Consider the following 21530-nt stretch of genomic DNA (forward strand, 5'->3'; position numbering starts at 1 on the left):
AATGGTGACTCGTACGAGATTCGAACTCGTGAATGACGCCGTGAAAGGGCGCTGTGTTAAGCCACTTCACCAACGAGCCAAAAAAAATGGCGCCTAAAACAGGGCTCGAACCTGTGACCTAACGGTTAACAGCCGTTTGCTCTACCGACTGAGCTATTTAGGCGTTTGCTTAATTATAATATCATAAGCCTTAAGGGTATGCAAGCACTTTTTTTCGTTTTTTAAATTTTTTTAATTCCATTTTTTAACATTTCTCAAAGGAAAAGTCTGCCCGGATCCGGGCAGACCACCGCTGTTTCAAAATTGCGTTAAATTGACGACCCATTTCTCTTTCCGCACTAACGAATAGGCGATCACCAGCTTCAGAATATCCGTCATCTGTCCGATGACATACAACACCAGAATATCAACGCCGGTAAAATAGGTGAAGCAGCAGATCAGCGGAATGTTCACCGTCCACATATAGCCCGAATCCATAAACAGAGTCGAACGCGTATCGCCGCCGGCGCGCAGAATGAAGTAGCACTGCGTGTTGCCCATATAAATCCAGAACATCACCGACATGATCCGCAGCACGTCCACCGCAACCTGCTTGGCGGTAGGCGACACCTGATAGAAATGCGGAACGACAAACGAAGAACCAAACATCAGAACCGCGAACAACAAGGAAAGCATGACGCTGAAGCCCAGCAGCTGATAACCATGATCGCGCGCTTCGTCCAGCTTGTTCGCACCCAACGGCTGCGAAACCAGAACCGTCGTCGCTGCGGCCATCCCGCCGAACAGCACGAAGAAGATATCGCCGATCGTATTCGCAATCGAATAACCGGACATGACCTCCGGTCCGCGCGTCGCATAGAACTTGAACAACGTCGCCATTCCCAGCGACCACATGACTTCGTTGAGCGCCAACGGCGCCGCCTTGATCAGAATGCTGCGGGCCAGCTGGCCGGGAACGTGGAACAGCTGCGCCAATTTGGTTTTAAACGGCAGATCCAGCTTCGTCAATACGATCAGCAGCACGGCCGCTTCCAGCACCCGGGCGATCAACGTCGCGATCGCCGCGCCCTCAACACCTAAGCGCGGAAAACCGAAATTCCCGAAGATCAGACAATAGTTCAGCACCGTGTTCGTCAGCACCGCCCCGGCGCTGATCACTAACGGAATTCTGGTTTCCCCCACCGCCCGCATCGCGCTGGAAATCCCCAATGACAACGCCATCGGCAAAAACGTAAACGCCGCAATCCGCATATAGGCGCTGCCCAGCTGAATGATCACCGGGTCGCCCGTAAAGAAATGCACAATCTCCTGCGGCGCCAGAATCCCCAGGATGAAGAACGGGATCATGATCGCATACGCGCTTAAGATCGAGAACCGGAACGATTGCTTCATTCGTTCCTCATCCCGCGCCCCGAAGAACTGTGCGATGAAGATCGCCGCGGCCGCCAGCACGCCGTTGGTCCCATAGGTCGCGATAATATAGAACCGATTGACCGCCGCGACGCCGCCCAGCGCCGCATCCCCCAGCTGGCCGACCATTAAATTATCGACAAGGTTAACCGAACTGGTGATCAGCTGCTGCATCATCAACGGGACCGCCACAGCCAGCGCCAGCTTGTAAAACTGCCGCGTTCCGAAAAACTTCGAGAATCTTTTTTTCATTTTTCCCTTCCTCCCTCTTTGAAATCAATGGTATCAGTTTATCATACTTTTCAAAGAAGGTCATCCTTCCCTTGAAGCAAACAGAAAAAGCCGCGGTTTCAGCTTCCTGCCGCTCTCTTCCGCCGCTCTTTCCTTTTCTGATAGATATTGTTTGAATTTCCGGCTTTTGCCGGACTACCGTTTGATTCCTCAGGCTTACGCTCAGCCTTCCAGATCCTTCAGGAACTGATCGCACGCCTGATCAAAGCTTGAATACGTCTGAATTCCGTTGGCTTTCAAGCCGCCGATCACAAACGCGTTGTAGCCGATCGGACAATCCAGGCCGGATGCCTGATTGCGTCCGATCCGGGAATCGGAGTACACCGGGTACAGCTGGATCGGCTTGCCGCTCAGCTTCTTCTCCAACAGAATGCCCAGCGCCATGTGGCTGCCGGTATCTTCATTCGCCAGATCCAGGAACACGTGCGTCGCTTCGCACTGGAAATGATAATCGGCTTCAAAGATCGCTGCCGGCGTCGACGCGCCGCCTTCGTTTAAAGGCAGGTCGATCGGATTGACAAGCTGAACATCGACATCCCGCTTTGCCAGTTCCTGACGCAGCCGTTCCCCTTCCTTCCGGCGCTGATATTGATCGGCTTCGGTAAACAGCGGGCCGACAAGATAGACCGTGATCATTCCTGCACCTCGCCTAACGCCCAGTCGATATAGCTCTGCATTTCAGCGATCGTTTTCAGATGGGCTTCGCCCTTGCCGCGGTCATGACTGCCGAGCGCCAGCACGCGCAGCAGCACCGGATGATCGCTCTGGTTGTTTTCCTGCAGTCTCGCGGCCATTTTCTTGCCATGATACGGCGGCACGTTGTTATCACATTCGCCAGTCTGGATATACGTTGCCGGATAAGCGATCCGGTGGATGTTGTGATATGGAGAATAGGAAAGCATGTACGAAAACAGCGCCGGATCCATCGGATCGCCGTATTCGGTGATATACATCGGTCCCCGGTCATCGTTGCGGAAACGGATCATATCGGTATGCGGCACCGAGGCGATGACGCAGCCCCACAGATCGGGCCGCATCGTCAGCAGCGCGCACATCAGCAGTCCGCCGTTGGAACCGCCGCAGATCGCTGTTTTCTCAGGGCAGGTCCAGCCTTCCTGCTGGATGCGCTCAGCGGTCGCGATAAAATCGGTGAAACAGTTTTTCTTGTTTGACAGACTTCCCCCTTCATGCCAGCGGGTGCCGTATTCGCTGCCCCCGCGCAGGTTGATGCTGACATAGATCCGGCCCTGGCTGACCCAGTCGACGATGTCCAGATCGACAAACGGATTATTATAGGAAGGCAGGATCGCGTTGTTGTAGCCGCCGTAGCCATACATCAGCGTCGGGGTCTTTCCCGTTTTCTCCAACCCCTTCGGCATGACGGCAAAGGCCGGGATGCGCTCGCCGTCCGGAGCCTCAGTGAAAATCTGCCGGACTTCGATATCCGCCGCCGTTTTGGGATTCGGCTGATACAGCACGCTCAGCTGATCGCCGGTCAGCTTCAAAAGCATCGGCGAATGGACAAACGATTCAAATTCCAGAATCAGCGAATCGGATTTGCGAATTCCGCGCCCATTCTGCATGGCCAGCGTGCACGCGCCCCATTGGCTCGGCAGCGACAGATCATGGACCTTCTTTCCTTCAGCGTCCACCACGCGGACGAACGACGCCGCATCTTTTAAATAGAACAGCACCAGCTGATCCCCTTGACGGATCGCATCTTCCAGCTTCATTTCACATTCTGCGACCAGCGTCCTGCCTTCCGCCAGCGTCTGGCCTTGCTTCACAGCGATCAGACGCCCCAGCGGCGCCTGAGACTGGGTCAGGAAAATCAGCTCCCCGTTCAGCGTATCGACATAGGTGAACGCACCTTTTATGTTCGCGCTGACAGAGACAAATTCGCCGTTGTCCTGCTGCACAAAGATCACGGTATCGGCATAATTTTCCATCACTTCCGCAACGACCGTGGCCCCGTCGGCGGAACAGGCCAGACGTACCAGCACGGCGTTTTCACGGTAATCAAAGCAGGTTTTAATTTCATCCGTGTCGCAGTCATAACAACGAACATGGTTGACGTTCAACCCTTTTTCCGGATCGGCGTCGGCGTCGGAATACAGAATCCGGCGGCCGGTCTTATCCCACAGCGAGTAGAAAATCCCGTCCAGCTTGCGGATCAGCTTGTTTTCCTTTTGATCGACGACCAGCACGCACGGGCGGCCAGCCCCGTCTTCCAGTCCGGTATAATAAATCAGATCCGGATCCGTAAAGGACGGATTGGCCGTAAACACCGTAATCGTTTCCGGAATCAGGCTCAGATCCGCTTCCCGGATTTCTTTAAATTCCTTGTCCAAAACGACCAGCGTACGCGTGCCGTCCGCGTTGGCCCGGGTTGCCCAATAGCCCTCCGGCGTTTCCGTGACGGCGGTATAGCTGGCGTAAAACGGCCGCGCCTGCAGCTGTTCCTTTTTCTTCGCATAGCCCGGCAGCGTGCTGAAAAACTGATCGGTCAGCGCATTTTCCCTGGCGACCCAGCTCAGCACCGCGGGATCCTTCGGCTGTTCCAGTCCGATATACTCGTCCTTCATCGTCACGCCGAAGCGGGTTTCGGACCAGTCGGATTTTTTCCATTGCGGATAATTCATAACTCTGTTTCCCTCCTTGAAATTTCATTGATCTCATTGTACCACAATGCGCGGGGAAAAAGGATCCTCTTCCGCCGCCGAACACGTCGTCATCGTTTCTTAAGAAACCTGTCATAGACCTTCACAAAGCGTCATGGGGAAGTAAAGAACTTAAGATCTTTTCCTTTTATACTGAAAGTGACAAACAAGTCACCGGAGCGGCCATGGGAAAGTCATCTTCCGGTGGCATAATAAGGGAAACTTCAAGGAGAGTGAATTGTATGAGCCGACGTCGAGTTACGGAATTTCTGCCTTTTCTTCTGCCGCTGCGCAGAAAGCAGAAAATCTGGTGTTTTTATCAGAAAATGAAGCATGACGGGAATCGTTATGCGCGCAGGCAGGCCGAAGAACGGCTGCCGTATATCCAATATGAATGTACGCAGGGATTAATCAATCCTGACAGCGGGTATGATATTCAATATCAATACAACAAGGCCCACAACCTGAAGGTGGTCTCCCGCCGCATGCAGCAGCTGATCATCGAACCGGGCGAGGTGTTCTCGTTCTGGCAGCTGGCGCGGGGCGCCGATCACGATGATCCCTATCTGCCGGGGCTGGGGCTGCACGATGGTAAAATCGTACCGGTCCATGGTGGCGGGCTGTGTTTTATGAGCGAACTGTTATATTGGATGGTGCTGCATACGCCGCTGACGGTGATCGAGAAGCATCCGCATCTGGTCATCTCGCTGCCAGCCAATCCGAATGCAGAAATGCCGGCGGGGATCGACGCGACGATTCAGGAGGGCTGGAGCGATCTGAAATTCCGCAACGATACGGATCAGCCGTTTCAGCTGATTCTGGACTTTGACGAGGATTCCGTTCACGCGCAGTTCCGATGCGCACAGCCGCCGCGCTGCCGCTACGAGGTGACTGGTTCCGCGCTGACTTATTCGCGAAAAAAAGGACAGATCTTCCGCACACAGGATATTGCGCGCACGATCTACGACGCGCACAGCGGTGAACTTGTGCGCAAGGAAGCCTGTTACACCAGCCGCAGCCGGATCGATTATCCGCTGCCGCCGGAAACTGAAATTATCGAGGAGGACTAAATCATGAACGAAAAATTGAACGTTGCCGTCCTGTTTGGCGGCAGCAGCGACGAATACCATGTTTCTTTGCATTCCGCGGCGGGCGTGCTGCGGGCACTGGATCCGCAGCGGTACACAGTTGTAAAAATCGGCATTGATCCTCAGGGCGACTGGTTTCTCACAAATGCAAGCGCGGCGGAAATCGAAGCAGATCAGTGGCATACAGCATCGGATCTGCGTCTGCAACTGACCTTGGCGCGCAGTGACTTTGAATTAAAAAGTGAAAACGGTGAAACCGTCGCAGTCGACGTCTTCTTTCCGGTCCTGCATGGCCGCAATGGCGAGGATGGAACGCTTCAGGGCATGCTGGAATTGTTCCACATTCCTTTTGTCGGCTGCGGCATGGATGCTTCGCTGCTCGGCATGGACAAGGCGCTCAGCCATCAGCTGGCGCGGCAGAACGGAATCGAGGTCAGTCCGTTCGTCGTGTTCGCTTATTCTGAGATCGATCAAAAGCGAGAATCGCTGAAACGGCTGCATCTGCCCTGCTTCGTCAAACCGGCCCGCGGCGGTTCCTCGATCGGCATCACCAAGATCAACGCTTGGGAAGAACTTGACGACGCCTGCGCGGCAGCGGCCGAACATGACAGCCGGATTTTAATTGAAGAAGCCGTCGAGGGTGAGGAAATTGGCTGTTCCCTCCTTCAAACCTGCGACAGCCTCGTGACAGGTGCGGTCGACCGGATTCATTTAAACAGCGATTTCTTCGATTATGAAGAAAAATATGTCGATACCCACGCGCAGGTGGAATGTCCGGCGCAGCTGCCGGATTTCATCAGCGAACAGATGCGCTGTCTGGCACGGAAGTTGTGGGAAATCCACCATTGTCAGGGACTGGTGCGTGTGGATTGTTTCCTGACCCCGGACCAGCGAATCGTGTTTAATGAGATCAACACGCTGCCGGGCATGACCGCGACCAGTCGCTATCCGCGCATGATGGGACAGGCGGGTATTCCCTTTGAAACGATTCTGGACACGTTAATTGAAGACGCTCTGCGGCGGGGGAGGATCGCATGAACTGCGTACGGCTTGTCAACCGGGAACATCGTCTGGAAGCGGATGAATCTTACTGGACCCGCGAGCTGGTCTGGATTGATGAAAACACTCAGCTGCAGCCAGTCTGCGCCCGCGCTTTAAACGCCTGGATTACCCATTGTGGCGGGGAAAACGAAGTGACGTTTGTCAGCGGCTGGCGCAGTTATGATCAGCAGCGAACACTCATGAGCGAAACGGAAAGTGAACGGGGATGGGATTACGCGCATCAGTTCGTCGCCGAGGTGCGGGCCAGCGAACACCATACCGGACTGGCCATCGACCTGGGCATCGCCGGCAAGGATCAGGATCTGATCTGCCCGGATTTCTCCGGTCCTCTGGCGGATCGGATGCGGGAATGCGCCGATCAGTTCGGCTTTATTTTCCGTTACCCCAAACACAAAACAGAAATTACCGAAATCAGCGAAGAACCCTGGCATTACCGTTATGTCGGACTGCCGCATGCGCAAATCATCGCCGATCACGACTGGGTGCTGGAGGAATACGCCGCTTTTCTTAAAGCTTATACCAAGACCAACCCCTATCGCTATGATGACGGGCAACGCCGCTGGCAGCTGTGGACGCAGCCGCTGGCCGAAACGCTTCCGCCCGCTGAAAACACGTCGATCGAAAGCTCACAGCTGGATGAAACGACTTGCTTATTCGTCGAAGCGCTGGATCCTGAGCCAATTCCGGAAGGCCGGGATAGGGCCTGGGTCGAGCTGGACGGGATCGCGCTGCGGCACAATTTGACGATCTTGAGAAAAGCCATGGCGCCGCAGCAAGAAATCATGGCGGTCTTAAAGGCCAACGCTTATGGACATGGTCTGGAGCCGACCGCGGATTTCCTGAGCCGGCAGGGCGTCCGGCATTTCGCCGTCGCCACGGTTGAGGAAGCCAAGGTGATCCGGGCGATCAATCCGACCGCGGAGATTCTGATCTTAGGCTATGTTCCACCGCAGCGGGCAGAAGAACTGTCGCGTCTGCATCTCTCCTTAACCTTAACCAGTTACGATCAGGCCTGTCAGCTGGATCAGACCGGCTGTCCGATCAGCGCACATCTGCCGGTGGACAGCGGGATGCACCGTCTGGGTGAAACCGCGGAGGATCTGGACGCCATCGCGCGGTACTATGCGCTGCCTCATCTTCAGATTACCGGCCTTTATTCCCATCTTTATGAAGCGGATAACCTGAGCGCTGAAGCCATTGCGCATACCCGGGGGCAGATCGAACGGTTCTTTCACGTCGTGGACGGTCTGAAACAGCGGGGAATCGATCCGGGCCGCGTGCATCTGCAGGGCAGTTATGGATTTCTGAATTATCCGGAGCTGCGCTGCGATCTTGTCCGCTGCGGAATCGCGCTGTTCGGCTGCATCGCCTCATTCCGATCCCGGATGGCGCTGGATTGGCGGCCCGTTGCTTCCGTCCACACCCGGATTGCGGCGTTGCGGCCGTTGAAAAAAGGGGAGGGCGCAGGGTACAATCATGCCTGGGCCGCTCCTTGCGATACGACCGTCGCGATTCTTTCGATCGGTTATTCCGATGGTCTGCTTCGCAGTTCCTCCTTCCAGGGGGCAGAAGTTCTGATTCATGGACAACGCCGTCCGATCGTCGGCGCGATGTGCATGGATCAATGTCTTGTGGATCTCGGCTCTTTGCCCGCGGCTGTCGGGGATGAAGTCGTCGTGATCGGTAAACAGGGAATGGGCCAAATCTCCGCACTGGAAGTCGCAGAAAAAACTGGAACGATTGTTCCGGAAACGTTAAGCATGCTTCGTGGACGAATGCCGCGCATTCTGGTTTAATCTGGTCTAATAAACTTGGATTTTCATCCAGTTCCAACTGAAGTATATTCCCTGTCAGGGGCAAAGATAAAAAGGGCAGGCAAGATAACGTTTTATATAACGTTTTATCTTGCCTGCTTCTTTGTATGGAAATTCTATTCCTTCCCGAACCGAGTAAGAACTCATAAAAAGATCATCGCCTTAATAAACTATAATTTATTTCTCCATCAAATGATTCTTCACAAAATCAAGTAGCAACTCTTTAAATACACTTTCTTCTCCTTGGAAATCGCTGAAATAAATTTCTATTGAATCTTCGTCTAAATACTTTATAAAGTTTATAACAACTATATCATTATCACTATATACAATACTATCCTTTAATTCAGTATAGGTAAGTTTTACATCTTCCGTAAAATCAATATAACTATTCTTCAAAAAAGATTGTTTCTCATAAACTCCTAAAAAACCAATCAGCTTAGTATATAAATCACCTTGTTCAATAGTATCTTCTGATAGTTTATAAGAAGCCATAAGATAAAACTGAATTTGGTTTGTAAATTTTTCTATTTTATCACAGAACGAATTCTTAATGTCTCCTTGGCAGCTAAAACAATCTATGTATAACTCATCAAAATCGGCATATTCATAAATATTATAATTTCCCAACAAGTTTTTATATGGAATGTGTATAGATTCCGGCGTTTCAATTTCCACACACACTAATTTATCCGTTTTTGTAAAAGTACAGGATGCTAAGAAGAATATCATAATGCAAATAAGCAATTTTCTCACTTTATTCACCACGCTTTCTATAAATACAAGTGATGTTTTTTATCTTTAGTTTAATATGAACTCACATAAATACATAAGACTCAAATCAATTAGTTTCTGCCTATTATCCAGACAGAGTATCTCATTACAATTACAGTATAGTACAAAACAATCTATATAACAGGTTATTTAATCACAAATTCTTTGGATACAATTAAATAGTTAGATATATATCGAAAGTAACAAAATTCATGGTCCAAATTTATTATCGAAACTCAAAAACAGGCTATTAAAAACATGAAATTAAACGAAGAAAAAGAAAATTTGGATTTATCAAATAGGTTTTTATTCAGTTTAGGATAGTCTAGAATTTCTATATAAAGAAACAGGCAGTACAGAGCATATCGTGCCTTGTACCACCTGTATTTTTATATATTTTCCAAGTTTACAGTAAAATCATCTGTCTGTTTTTTCATTACTTTCTTCTCAATCAGCAAGTCTGTCGATCTGCCGGACTCTCACCCGGCGGTACATGACGGCACTGAACACCATGCACACCGCTTCAGAGAGCACAAATGCCAGCCACAGCGCGTTCAGCCCGCCCCAGGTTGAAAGCAGCCAGGCCAGCGGCAGCACCAGGATCAGCTGACGGCCCAGCGACACCCACAGCGAAAGCATGCCGTCGTCCAGCGCCTGGAAGATTGAGCACAGCACGATCGACACCCCGGCAAACACAAACGACAACGAGATCGTCTTGAGCGCCGGAATGCCGATATCCAGCATCTCGGCGGATGCGTTGAACATTCCCAACAGGGCCTGCGGAAACGCCTGAAAGATCAAGGTTCCCAGCGCCATGATCATCACCGCGGCGATCAGCGAATACCGCGTCGCCTGGTAGATCCGTTGTTTTTTCTGCGCCCCGAAATTGTAGCCCACAATCGCGATCAATGCGCTGTTCATCCCCATGACCGGCATGAAGATAAACTGCTGCAGTTTGGCGTACACGCTGTAAACCGAAATCGCCAGTTCCGAATACGGCATTAATATCATATTCATGCCCAGCGTCATCACCGACGCCACCGACTGCATGATGATCGCCGGGAAGCCGACCGAATAGATCTGGCGGCAGGTTTCCAGAGAAAACCGGAAATGATTCAGACCCAAGTGGATAAACGGAATCTTCTTATGAATGATCCACGCCCCCAGCACCATCGCCAGAATCTGCCCGGCTACCGTGGCGATGGCCGCGCCCATGATGCCCATTTCCGGCAATCCGAACAAGCCGAAGATGAAGATCGGATCCAGAATGATGTTGACCAGCGCTCCGATGCCCTGCATGACCATGTTGTAAATCGCGTTGCCGGTCGCCTGCATGATCCGTTCCATCACAATCTGTACGAACACGCCGAAACAGAATACCGTGACGATTCCCATATACAGCGCCGCCTGCGAAGCGATCGCTTCGGAGGTGGTAAACAGATTGGCGAACATCCGCGCTCCGCCTAAACCGAAAAGCGCAAACACCGCCGCGCTCAGCAGCGCCAGAACGACGCCGTGCTGCGCAGCCTGATTTACCTCTTCCATCCCGCCTTCGCCCAAGCGCCGGGCCAGAAGTGAATTGACGCCGACCGCGGTGCCGACCGACACCGCGATGATCAGCATCTGAATTGGAAACGCCAGCGATACCGCCGCCAGCGCGTCTTGTGAATACCGTGCGACAAACATACTGTCAACAATGTTGTAGCAGGCCTGAATCAACATCGAAAGCATGATCGGAAGCGACATCGCCGTCAACAGCTTCTTCATCGGCATCGTCCCCATTTTATTCTCCATTCTATTCCTCCTTCAAAATAAAAAACCACTCTGTGTTTTTTAGAGTGGTTTTGCCTCACTGATTTTTTGATTCCCTTTTTCGTCTTTCCCGCAGGCATTCCTGAGGGTCCGACCGGGATTAGTTTACGCTTTCCTGATCCGCTTGTCAAGCAGATTTCTTTCCGTCAGTCCGTTTCCCCATCTGCCTGCCACTCCTGTTGACGGGCCTGCCAGAACTGCCGGTCCTTGTCGGTGACAGGCCGCAGCACGCGGCAGGGATTCCCGGCCGCGATCACACCGTCAGGCAGATCGTGGGTCACAACGGTACCGGCGCCGATCACAACCTCATTGCCAATCGTCACGCCGGGATTGACGATCACATTGCCGCCGATCCAGACAGAATTGCCGATTGTAATCGGCTTGCCATACTCCAATCCGGTATCCCGGACCTCCGCGCTCAGCGGATGCGCCGCGGTGTACAGACACACCCGCGGTCCCAGCATGACATGATCGCCGATTGTAATCGGACACACATCCAGAAACAGACAATCATAATTCGCAAAAAAATGATCGCCAATTTCAATCTGACTGCCGTAATCACACCGAAACGGCGGCATGATGACCACGTCTTCGCCGACGCTGCCCAGCAGCTCCTGCAACAACGTCTCGCGTTCCTCCTGCTGATCCTCTGCGGTCATGTTATAACGCCGGGTTAAGCGTAAAGCCCGCTGATGATCCGCCGTCAGCTGCGGATCCTGCGCGGTATACAGTTTCCCCGCCAACATTTTCGCCTGTTCATTCATCGTCGTTTCGTTTCCTTTCTTCGCTTTTCCTGTGCGCTTATTGCAGCGCAAGACCGTTTTAAGGAAAAGCTGCAAGATTCTCTTATTTTCCCGGGTTTTCCCAGGGATGGCAAGATGCTGCCCTACGCGCTTCAGTTTCAGAAGCGGCAACTGAGCCTGTTTGCGCGCCTGTTCAGTTTGCTTTCGTTTTAGAAGTCCACATTGGTGAAATCATCTCCATCGTCAAGCATGACGTGCGACTCCTCGTTGATTTTCTGCATCGCCAGCGTTAGCCGCTGCATGAACAGCTCGCGGTCTTCGTCCTCAAACGCCTCCGCCATCAGCGCCGCAAAATGCATGATGATCGCATCCGCTTTCCCGCAAACCTGCCGGCCATACGGCGTCGTTTTTAAATGCAGGCTGCGGCGATCCTTCTGTTCGATCTCCCGCTCGACAAAATCATTGCGCACAAAATAACTGATAATTTTGGTGACGTTCGATTTCGACATCCGGAAGACTGCAGCCAGCTCGCCCGGTTTTACGCCTTCATGTTTTCGGATATACTCCAGCACCTTTAAATAATGAGGATTGATCCAGTTTGCGATCTGTTGATCGATTGACTGCGTATACGTCGTACATAACGCAGAAAGCAGCACGTAATATTGTCTCTCTTTCGCTTCCATCCGCAGCCCCCTTTCGTCTTTCTCATTGTACCGCACATCCGAAGAAAGGAAAATCCCTCTTGTGAGAATCCGCAGAATTTTCGTGATTTTTCACTTGTGCTGGCGGCTGAATTCGCTGATCGAACTTCAGATTAACGTGGATAAACGATCTGATTGCGGCCTCTGGCCTTTGCCTGATACAGCGCTTTATCCGCTTGTTGATAGAGCGTCTCAAACAGGCAGCCCGCTTTGGCATAAGCACAGCCGGCGCTGACGCTCAGCCGGTCGGTCGCCGACAGCCGAATGTCCTGAACCCGCCGCCGCAGCTCTTCACAGCGGATTCGCACATTCTCCGCCTCACTCTGGCGAAGGTAGACGAGAAACTCATCACCGCCCGGCCGGCCGACAATTTCGCCGCTGAACACTTCCTGTAAAAGTTGGGCCACCTGCCCCAGCACCTGATCCCCTGCCCAGTGACCATAATTGTCGTTGACTTCCTTGAAATGATCAATATCCAGAAGAATTAAAGCACCGGTCTGTTCCGACCGCAAAACCGCCAGTTCCGCTTCCACCTGTTTGCGCGAGGCCTCAGCGTTGAGAATATGCGTCAGACTGTCGCGCTCCGCTTTTAAGCGCAGCCGTTCTTTCTCTTTAACCTGTTCGTCGATGTTGTTCAGCCGCCCGATCACATAGACGCAGCGCCCACTCGCATCCGTGATCGTCTGCATCGCGATGCGGAACCAGTGCGGCTGTTGCTGAGGATCACTCAGCGCAAGATCCCTTATCGTCTTTCCGCCGCTTTCCGTTTCCAGCAGCCGCGCAACTTCCTGCCTGATCTTCGCATAACGGAAGTCCGTGTGCGGCAGCTCGCGCATCTGTGCTGATTCCCCCGCAGCTTTCGCAGCCGGATCAAAAATCATCAGCTTCTGGGTTTTGATATCAAATTCAAAGAACAGGTCGTTGACCAGCTGGTATACCTGAAGATGTTTTTCCAACTCCAGCGAAATCTCACGATTCATTTTCGAACGCTGATGGCCGGCATACGCCAGCACAAGGATGATCAGCAAGCCGACCGCGCTGATCAACGTCACCGCCGTCAACGAATTCTCACGGATAAAATCCGTCAACGTCATCGTGTGATGGAAAACTGTATTCTTATAAATCAGCGACTGTGTTTCCTCATCGCTGGTCGACAGAATCACTTTGTTCAAAAGGGTCAGCAGCTCCTGATTGCCGCGGTTGGCGACGCCGAAACAGATCTCGTGCGTCTGCGCGGTCAAAGGGATCAGCCGCAGGTTGTTATATTTGGGCTGATTCAGATAATACTGCGCCGCATAGCCGTCGGCGATCGTGTAATCGGCCTGACCCTCATATACACTTTCCACGCAATCCTGCATCGAAGCGCAGACATGCGTCAGCGCCGTGTCTTCCCCATCAACCAATCCGCTGTTTTCGCTGAGAGCCATGACCTTGCCGCTCAAATTGGTTTCGTCAATGCGTTTGTTCAAAACCGCGACAAATTGGGAATTCAGATAGACCCGCGTCATTCCGAGGTTTCGCTTCTGGGCCAGATCATAGTCATAAGTCATCCCGGCGATCATTTCCACTTCGCCCGCAGCCGCCATTTGATCCAGCTGCGCCGTCGAGTCTGCCGGAACAAATTCAAACGTCAGGCCGGTCTTTTCGCTGATTGAGCGCAGATAATCCACGGCAATCCCGGCCGGCTGGCCCTGATCCTCAAATTCCAGCGGCGGATAATCACGCAGATAGCCCACGCGCACGCTCTGCGTCTTATCAATATACGCTTTCTCACTGTCCGAGAGCACAAGCCGGTTGGTTAAATTCCCGAAATACTTTTCTTCCAGCCGCGTGGAAAAGTAGGGATCCGACTGTTCAATGTTCTGCAAAGCATAGTTCAGTTCCTTGATCAGACCGCTGGTGTCCTTTTTGGAAGCGATGAAATAATACGGTTTGGGGGCAAAACGGGCGATTGTCCGCAGTCCTTCGACCCGGTCAGCGCTTGTTTTCAGCACCGCGTCCGCAGCTTTGTTTTGCAGCAGCTCCAGAACATTCTGATCATCGTTATAATAAACCAGCCGGGGATTGATCTTATTGATTTCACAGAATTCAAGAAATTCGTTCTTCCGGGCAACCGAATTTTCATGAATGGCGACCGTCAGATCCTGATCGATCCGCGAATCAATCACGATATCCCGCGTATCTTCCGCCGACACCTGCAGCACCGTTTCCACCATGCCGTAGCTGTATGCCGAGTAGTCATACTTTGCTTTCATGGATTCCGAGTACATCATCCCGCCCATTAAGTCGATCGTGCCCTCCGCCACCTGATCCATCAAAGCCAGAAGATCGTCGTCACTGTTGGAGCCGATGACAAATTCATATTCCCATCCGGTATACTGTGCGATTTCCTGTAAATATTCGTAGGTGTAGCCGCTCATTTTGCCATTTTCATCAATTTGCGTCAAACCAGACTGAAGCGGATAGGCAATCCGGACAACACGTTTTTTCTGAGCCTGCACGGCAGGAAAATCCCACATAAAAAAGAGCAGAAAAATCATTCCGATTTTTCCCCAGAAGGATGCTTGTTTTTTCCTCGTAATGCCCGCTGATTTCATTCCTTCACTCCTTGCCGCTGATCTTCGCAGATGATTTAAGATCCAATTTTATTCGCCGCCGATCAGGCTTTGTTCGCCTGTTTTCGCAGTTATAATTATTTATTCTCAATAACTTTTAGTATATCAAATATTTTGCGTTCCGGCAATCTGAGCCGAGAAATCCAGAGCTGGATTTAAGTAAAAACAATATGAATTCAGTACATAAAGACACATCCTGCTTTTTGAGCCGCCTCTGGTGATTCGCGGATGCGGCTGTTCCTCAGCCGCCTTCCTTTTTTCCAGCCGATCAGAATTTATTGGAAGACAGCCTCGCTTGGCGCTGGATCTTCCACTTTGGCATAAGATGCAACCCGCGCAGAAGAAAGCCGTTCTTATAACACCCGGCAATTTCTTTTCAAGCTCTGTTTTTTATACAGTGATCTGTTACTCGTTCTCCCCCTGGCGGCTCATGAATTTCTCTCACGTTGATCCCGCTTGAGCAGATCGGGAAGCTTCATAATTTAAGATAGGGTGCTCTGGATTTTATTGGTATAATAAAGTCAGAATCAAAAAGATTTCCGCTCTCCCGTTGGAAATTCAAGCGAAAGGAGACTTATGAAAAACAGATTACGCCGCTTTATGACGCTATGCTTCTCCCTTGCCTTGTTTGGGGCAAGCGCCGCCAGTTCTCAAAGAATACTGGCTGAAACCCCGACAGAACCGGATCGGACGATGGGCGCCGTCTTCGACACCCCTTACCGCCATACTCTGCAGTCGGATTATGCGGCGATCCGCCAATCCGATCTCAGCGAGTGGACGGACACCGTCTGGCAAAACGATGTGCTGGACGCTAAAGTCACGGTCTGGGCAGGCAGTCAGCCACTGGAGCAGGTGGAAATCCGCTGCGATGATTTCAGCAGCGGCAATCACCGCATCAGCGCGGAAAATGTTGATATCCGCTGGCTGCGGGAAACGCTCGCCAATATCGGCAGCGGGGATCCGGAAGCTCCCGTCATCGCTTATCCTGACGTGATCCATCAAGGCGAACCCGCGTCGATCGAAGCTCAGCAGCTCAAATCCGCCTGGATCTCGCTGACGATTCCCAGGGACACTGCCCCTGGCGTCTATACCGGGACGCTGAATGTCACTTCCGCCAATCATTCTCCCGTTCAGCTGACACTGACTTTTGAAGTTCTCGATCTGACCGCGCCGGACCCGCAGGCAGGAGCGACACAGGTTGAGCTGTGGCAGCATCCCTACACAACCGCCCGCTATTATGGGGTAACGCCGTTTAGCGACGCACATAAAAATTACCTGCTTGATCAGCTGCGGGAATATGCGCAGATGGGCGGGCGCGGCGTGATTGCCACGATAGTGGAAGAAGCCTGGAACCACCAGTCCTATGACAGTGATCCGTCGATGATTCACTGGACCCAAACTGCGGATGGAACTTTCAGTTTCGATTATACCGATTTTGATCAGTGGATCGAACTGGCCATTGAGGCAGGCGTCCTCGATCCGCAGACCGGCCAGGGGCAGATCAAAGCTTACAGCATCGCTCCCTGGGGCAACATTGTCACTGTTGTTGATGAAGCAAGCGGCACTTCCCGGCGGCTGACGCTGACGCCCGGCAGCGATGAATGGCAGGCAGCCTGGACGGCGTTTCTGGAAGATTTCCTGCGGCACACGGTGGAAAAGGGTTGGTTTGATCTCACGTATATTTCGATGGACGAGCGGGAAATGGAAGTCCTGCAGCCCTGCGTCGAGCTGATAAAAGGGATCCGCAGCGAGGCTGGGAAATCCTTTAAAATCGCCTCGGCGATGAATTATTCCGACCTGGACGATGATGCGTTTCTGGATCGGATTGACGATATTTCCGTCAGTTTGATCAACGTCAAGGACAAGTCGGACGCGATGCGGAAGCTGGCCTTGCATCGTCAGGAACAGGGCTTGTTAACAACGCTCTACACCTGTACCGGACAATATCCCAGCGCCTACACAATCTCCGATATGGCCGACACCGCCTGGACGATGTGGTACACCATGAAGCAGGGAACCGACGGCTTCTTAAGGTGGTCATGGGACGGCTGGGTCGAGGATCCGCTGACCGATGTATCCTACCGCACATTTGAGCCGGGAGATCCGTGGTTGATTTATCCTGCGGAACGGGATTCAGTTGGCGATCATTTTTACGAATCGCCGCGGTATAAAATGTTGAAGCAGGGCATTCGGGATATCAACAAAGCCAAACTGCTTCAAAGCTTATCTGCGGAATCCGAAGCAGCCGTGGATCAGTTAGTTCAGTCGCTGAAACGGCCGAAGATGAAAATCGACCGCTATGGCAGCGCAACCTATGCCCGAAATTCTGATCGTGAGCTTGTCCAGAGCGAAGTGCTGCGAATGCGGAAAGGGATTGATGAGATCGCGAAGGCGTATCTGCAAGCGCGGGTTGTTCCGATTACCGGCATGGAAAGCGGAGCGTCGATCATCCTGAGGGTTGGAAAAACCAGCGAAATTGCCATCGAACCGCTTCCGTACAACGCCAATCCGGTGACCTGGCGATACCACAGCAACGACGAGACGATCGCCACCGTCGATGAAACCGGATTGATCAGCGCAAAGAACCCGGGAACCACAACAATTCTTGTGCAATGTGAGGAAAATGATCAGATCGAGAAAGAGATCTCGCTCATTGTCCTCGATCCTTCACAGGCTCCCCGCAAACGGACGTCGGTTTCCGCCGATCTGAAACTGCGGATACAGAAAATCCTTCAGGCCGCCGCAGCGGCAGAGAGCCATCCTTAATCGCATGGAAAACAAGAGGCTGGAAAGCTTTGATTTTGATCTTTTGCGTTCCAGCCTCAATTTCAGTTATAGCCTGCCTGGCATCAATCCACACTCTTCATAATTCTGCACACACAAACGATAGGAAAGATGGGGAAAACTTCTTCCGATTTTCAAATTTCCCATAATAATCTCCAATCCGTTTCACTATCCCCCATTTGGAAAGCGGCAGCTGTATAAAAAGCAAGGTAAAAGGCGGTTTCATCGGCTAACTCATAAAACACCAGCGCAAACATGTGAATTGAGAAATTTAATTCAAAAATAGATCAAACAAATCCCTGACCGGCGAGCTGGTTGAGATGGGTATCAGGGTAGTCCTTATTCTGCATTCTCCGGTGGGATTGGATTTGAAGCTGAGAAGGCAGAGTGATCATTAAAATTACAATCACGTAAATAAAGTAAAATGAAACCACAGAGGTTGCCTCCATAAATTCAGCTTTGGATGAAACTGGCTCTTACTTATAAAAAGTTTTGATGTCTTTCCCGGCATCTTTGTGATTTTGAGCGGAAGAACAAAATGGCCATGGAAATTTCCAAACAGTTATCCAGTCGATATGTTTGTTTCTATCTCATAAAGATTAGTTAAATTAACGATGATTTCAAAAGATTTCTTTGTAATCGTTACCCTTGGTTCTTCACAACCTAATTGCATCAATAATTTTCTGACGATATATAACCCTTGACCTGAATTACCATTACTTCTAGAAAAATCCCCTGAATAAAAACGATCAAAAATCCGCGTTGAATCCAGACTGGAATCTTCTTTGATCGAGTTTTGGATACTGATAATCAGCTGTTCATCGTTGAAAATTAAATTTATGTTCAGATTCCCAGCAGTTGAATGAACAGCGTTAACAATGAGATTTTGAAAAACTCGTGTTAGCGCCATTTTATCGGAAGCGATGAAAATTTCTTCTTCTATTAAATGAATTTCTGGAGTTATCTTAACTTTCCAGAAAATCAGTTAATATTTGACAAATTGCTTTGTCATCTTCTGCGATCAATATACGACTCATCTTTTTTGACCTCCGATTATTTAAAACATAACGTTTAAGCAGATGCTAATTTCGATGACAATGAAGTCCTTTCTGATCAAATGCAGCCTTTATTGAAAGATTTTATTTGTTGCTTCGACTCTTTCCAACCCTAACAGCTTAAATATGAAGCTAACAATAAAACTGCCGATATTGCTTTAATGGCCGTCCATCTCTGCTTGAAATCATGTTCATCTATGATCCGCAAACTCTATTTTCCTGATCAACTTTTATTTTTAAGTTTACTTCATTTCTAATCTTATTTATAAACAACGATCCCTATTCAACGAAGAACTGGCAGCCCTATCCTCAGCGTGCCTCACACAGGCTCTTTATAAGCTCCTTTATATACAAAAAAGGGATGCGCTACTTTTAGCGATATCCCAATAATCTCATTAACATGGTGGAGCATAACGGGATCGAACCGTTGACCTCCTGCGTGCAAAGCAGGCGCTCTCCCAGCTGAGCTAATACCCCATGTATATTTAAATTCGATGGTGGGCCTGAATGGACTTGAACCAACGACCTCACCCTTATCAGGGGTGCGCTCTAACCACCTGAGCTACAGGCCCAATTAACTGTTTCCCATCGAATGCTTAATAAATATACCACGGAGAAAATAAAGTGTCAACAACTTTTTAAAATTTTTTGTTTTTTTTACATACAATTTTTTTGCAAGACAAAATGCAGGCAGCCCCTTCCATTCAATTTCACAAAAGACAGGCAGACGCGCTATTCCAGAATCTTAACAAAATCGTCGATTCCCTGAAAAATCGCATACGCGATTTCATCCAGATGTTCCTCTTTTTGCAGCGCAGTCAAATCCTGACCGTTGGATAAAAATCCAATCTCGGCCAGAATTCCCAGCGATGTCGTCTGTTTCAAGATGAAGATATTTCCGGTTTTGGGCTGAAACTTGGAGTTCGTCACCGGCCGCAGCCGTTCCAGAACAGCGGCGGCCAGCTGATGCGAATTTTCATTGCCCTGCTGATAATACACCTCTGCGCCATGTACCCGGCTGTCCAGCGAGATGTTGCAATGAATGCTGACAAACAACGTGACCTGCGGCTGATTCATAATTTCAACCCGTCTTTTTAAATCCTCCCGCTTGACATTCTTCGCATCGGCGGGCGCCAGATCAACATCCTCCTCACGAATCATGATGACCTCCGCGCCTGCCCCCTCCAATAGCCGCTGCAATTTCTTCGCCGTCTTCAAATTAATCTCATCTTCGTCAATCGCCTGACTCCGTGCTCCCGGATCCTTTCCCCCATGTCCCGCATCGATCACGATTGTCATTCCGTTTAAACGCGTATCCGACATGACTGTGATCGCGCGGCTGAACGCCCGCATCACCAGAGCGGCGATCAACAGGACAATCAAGCTCCCTGTTGCCCAGCATTTTCGTTTTAATCGTTTCATCGCTTCATTGTATGAAAAAAGCAGCGGTTCTATGCCGCTGCCCCTGACTTCGCTTTGCTTAACAGAATAAAGCTCAAGACCAGACATCCGCCTTCGCTCACCGTCGGCGTCAGCCAGATTCCCAACGCTCCGAAAATCGACGACATCGCAAGCAGACTGATCAAAATTACGACAATCCCCCGGGCCAGCGACAAGGTCAGCGCCGCTTTCGGTTTCGCCAGCGCGACGAAGAATCCCGAAGTCAGCACATTATACCCCATAATCAGAAAACAAAAGGAATACAGGCGGAACGCCGCTACCGAACTGCCAAACAATGCCGTTTCCTGCGGCTGGATGAAAACCGAAACGATCTGCGGCGTAAAAATCCAGCAGCCGCCAAAGCACAGCGCCGAAGTCAGCGCGACCGCTGTCATGCCATAACGATAGACCAATTTGATCGTTTTCGAATCCTGCTGCCCCAGCGCATAGCTGACCAACGGCTGACATCCCTGCGCAATGCCCACAAACGCCATTAAGACCAGATTGTAAACATACGTCATGACCGTGTAGCTGACCACGCCCGAGGTTCCGATCACCGTCAGAATCTGATGATTAAACGCAAACACAATCACTCCGGCCGACAGTTCTGTAATGCAGTCGGCGATGCCGATCGGAACAATCCGCCGATACTGCGACAGCTCCAGCGAAAACCGGGTGAAATGAAAATGCGTTTTCCGGCTGAACAGGAAATGACTGAAAAAGACCAGGAAGGTCAGCAGCTGCGAGATCCCGGTCGCCCAGGCCGCTCCCGCCAGCCCCCAATGGAAGCCAAAGACAAACAATGCGTCAAGCACAATGTTCGTCACCGCGCCCAGCAGCACGCCGAAGGTGGATAACTGCGGAAAACCATCCGCCTTGATCAACACTTCAAACGAATAGGAAACGATGAAGAAAAAGCCAAAGCCGCCGATGATCCGGAGATATTCCGTTACATAGCTCAACGTATCGCTGCCCGCTCCCAGAAAGATCGCCAATGGTTTGGCGAAAAAGACACAGCATGCCGAGATCAACAACGCCAGGACCGACAGCACAGCCGTGTTCATCGTAAACAGCTCGTTCGCCCGCTCCGTTCGCCCCGCGCCTCGATGGATTGAAATCAACGTCGACGCGCCGATCGACAACAGCAGAGAAAAAGCAAACATGAAATTGATAAACGGCATCGCCAGATTGACAGCCGCCAACGCCGTTTCTCCTGCGTAGTTGGCAATAAAGATGCCGTCTACCATCGTATATAAATTAAATAAGATCGGAAGAGCACAC

15 protein-coding genes and 4 tRNA genes are annotated in these 21530 nt (G+C 51.0%); 4 read left to right on the top strand and 15 right to left on the bottom strand.

The window, feature by feature from the left end; all coding sequences use genetic code 11:
- Window positions 1-2 precede the first annotated feature (2 nt).
- The 5 genes from AC5OW4_RS08680 to AC5OW4_RS08700 form a co-directional block, all read right to left on the bottom strand.
- A tRNA-Glu gene (locus AC5OW4_RS08680) sits at window positions 3-79 on the bottom strand.
- An 8-nt stretch (window positions 80-87) separates the two neighbouring features.
- A tRNA-Asn gene (locus AC5OW4_RS08685) sits at window positions 88-163 on the bottom strand.
- Window positions 164-297: 134 nt separating this feature from the next.
- A complete protein-coding gene (locus tag AC5OW4_RS08690) occupies window positions 298-1662 on the bottom strand; it encodes an MATE family efflux transporter (RefSeq protein WP_072683895.1) in 1365 nt (454 codons plus the stop codon).
- A gap of 201 nt (window positions 1663-1863) precedes the next feature.
- Window positions 1864-2337 carry a hypothetical protein gene (locus AC5OW4_RS08695; protein WP_072683896.1) on the bottom strand — a complete coding sequence of 158 codons (474 nt, stop codon included), beginning with the start codon at window positions 2335-2337 and terminating at the stop codon, window positions 1864-1866.
- Window positions 2334-4343 (bottom strand): prolyl oligopeptidase family serine peptidase, encoded by a 2010-nt coding sequence (locus AC5OW4_RS08700; protein WP_493676884.1) that lies wholly within the window; start codon window positions 4341-4343, stop codon window positions 2334-2336. Before AC5OW4_RS08700 ends, AC5OW4_RS08695 begins: the two co-directional genes overlap by 4 nt.
- A gap of 260 nt (window positions 4344-4603) precedes the next feature.
- Between AC5OW4_RS08700 and vanW the strand changes: the two genes are divergently transcribed.
- From vanW to alr, 3 genes are read left to right on the top strand one after another with little or no spacing between them, the layout of a single operon-like run.
- The gene (gene vanW, locus AC5OW4_RS08705) at window positions 4604-5431 is read left to right on the top strand and encodes a glycopeptide resistance accessory protein VanW (RefSeq protein ID WP_072683898.1); all 828 of its coding nucleotides are present in this window, start codon (window positions 4604-4606) and stop codon (window positions 5429-5431) included.
- A gap of 3 nt (window positions 5432-5434) precedes the next feature.
- Window positions 5435-6487, top strand: coding sequence for a D-alanine--D-alanine ligase family protein (locus tag AC5OW4_RS08710; RefSeq protein WP_195397618.1), 1053 nt, complete (start codon window positions 5435-5437; stop codon window positions 6485-6487).
- On the top strand, window positions 6484-8307 hold the full coding sequence (gene alr, locus AC5OW4_RS08715; RefSeq protein ID WP_493676885.1) for an alanine racemase: 1824 nt from the start codon (window positions 6484-6486) through the stop codon (window positions 8305-8307). The genes AC5OW4_RS08710 and alr overlap by 4 nt, the downstream gene beginning before the upstream one ends.
- Window positions 8308-8502: 195 nt before the next feature.
- Here the strand turns inward: alr and AC5OW4_RS08720 are convergent, their stop codons facing one another.
- From AC5OW4_RS08720 to AC5OW4_RS08740, 5 genes are all read right to left on the bottom strand, one after another.
- A complete protein-coding gene (locus AC5OW4_RS08720; protein ID WP_139248578.1) occupies window positions 8503-9003 on the bottom strand; it encodes a hypothetical protein in 501 nt (166 codons plus the stop codon).
- Window positions 9004-9546: 543 nt separating this feature from the next.
- Window positions 9547-10893 (bottom strand): MATE family efflux transporter, encoded by a 1347-nt coding sequence (locus AC5OW4_RS08725; protein ID WP_072683901.1) that lies wholly within the window; start codon window positions 10891-10893, stop codon window positions 9547-9549.
- Window positions 10894-11057: 164 nt separating this feature from the next.
- Window positions 11058-11675, bottom strand: a complete 618-nt coding sequence (locus AC5OW4_RS08730; protein ID WP_072683975.1) for a sugar O-acetyltransferase — start codon at window positions 11673-11675, stop codon at window positions 11058-11060.
- 188 nt (window positions 11676-11863) lie between these two features.
- The gene (locus AC5OW4_RS08735; RefSeq protein ID WP_072683902.1) at window positions 11864-12337 is read right to left on the bottom strand and encodes a MarR family winged helix-turn-helix transcriptional regulator; all 474 of its coding nucleotides are present in this window, start codon (window positions 12335-12337) and stop codon (window positions 11864-11866) included.
- A gap of 131 nt (window positions 12338-12468) precedes the next feature.
- Entirely contained in the window at window positions 12469-14895 is a 2427-nt protein-coding gene (locus tag AC5OW4_RS08740) for a transporter substrate-binding domain-containing diguanylate cyclase (RefSeq protein WP_493676886.1), read from the bottom strand.
- A 651-nt stretch (window positions 14896-15546) separates the two neighbouring features.
- Here AC5OW4_RS08740 and AC5OW4_RS08745 point away from each other — a divergent pair.
- Window positions 15547-17736: a glycoside hydrolase domain-containing protein gene (locus AC5OW4_RS08745; RefSeq protein ID WP_493676887.1), complete on the top strand. Its 2190-nt coding sequence runs from the start codon at window positions 15547-15549 to the stop codon at window positions 17734-17736.
- A 580-nt stretch (window positions 17737-18316) separates the two neighbouring features.
- On the opposite strand, the gene AC5OW4_RS08750 is transcribed toward AC5OW4_RS08745, so the two are convergent.
- The 5 genes from AC5OW4_RS08750 to AC5OW4_RS08770 all read right to left on the bottom strand — a co-directional run bounded on the left by AC5OW4_RS08750 (window position 18317) and on the right by AC5OW4_RS08770 (window position 21517).
- Window positions 18317-18664 carry a sensor histidine kinase gene (locus tag AC5OW4_RS08750; protein ID WP_072683904.1) on the bottom strand — a complete coding sequence of 116 codons (348 nt, stop codon included), beginning with the start codon at window positions 18662-18664 and terminating at the stop codon, window positions 18317-18319.
- A gap of 546 nt (window positions 18665-19210) precedes the next feature.
- Window positions 19211-19286 (bottom strand) — tRNA-Ala (locus AC5OW4_RS08755).
- Window positions 19287-19304: 18 nt separating this feature from the next.
- Window positions 19305-19381, bottom strand: a tRNA-Ile gene (locus tag AC5OW4_RS08760).
- Window positions 19382-19541: 160 nt separating this feature from the next.
- Window positions 19542-20231, bottom strand: coding sequence for an N-acetylmuramoyl-L-alanine amidase family protein (locus AC5OW4_RS08765; RefSeq protein ID WP_072683905.1), 690 nt, complete (start codon window positions 20229-20231; stop codon window positions 19542-19544).
- 29 nt (window positions 20232-20260) lie between these two features.
- The gene (locus tag AC5OW4_RS08770) at window positions 20261-21517 is read right to left on the bottom strand and encodes an MATE family efflux transporter (protein ID WP_493676889.1); all 1257 of its coding nucleotides are present in this window, start codon (window positions 21515-21517) and stop codon (window positions 20261-20263) included.
- Between the last annotated feature and the right edge of the window lie 13 nt (window positions 21518-21530).

This window comes from Holdemania sp. (genome assembly GCF_986127675.1).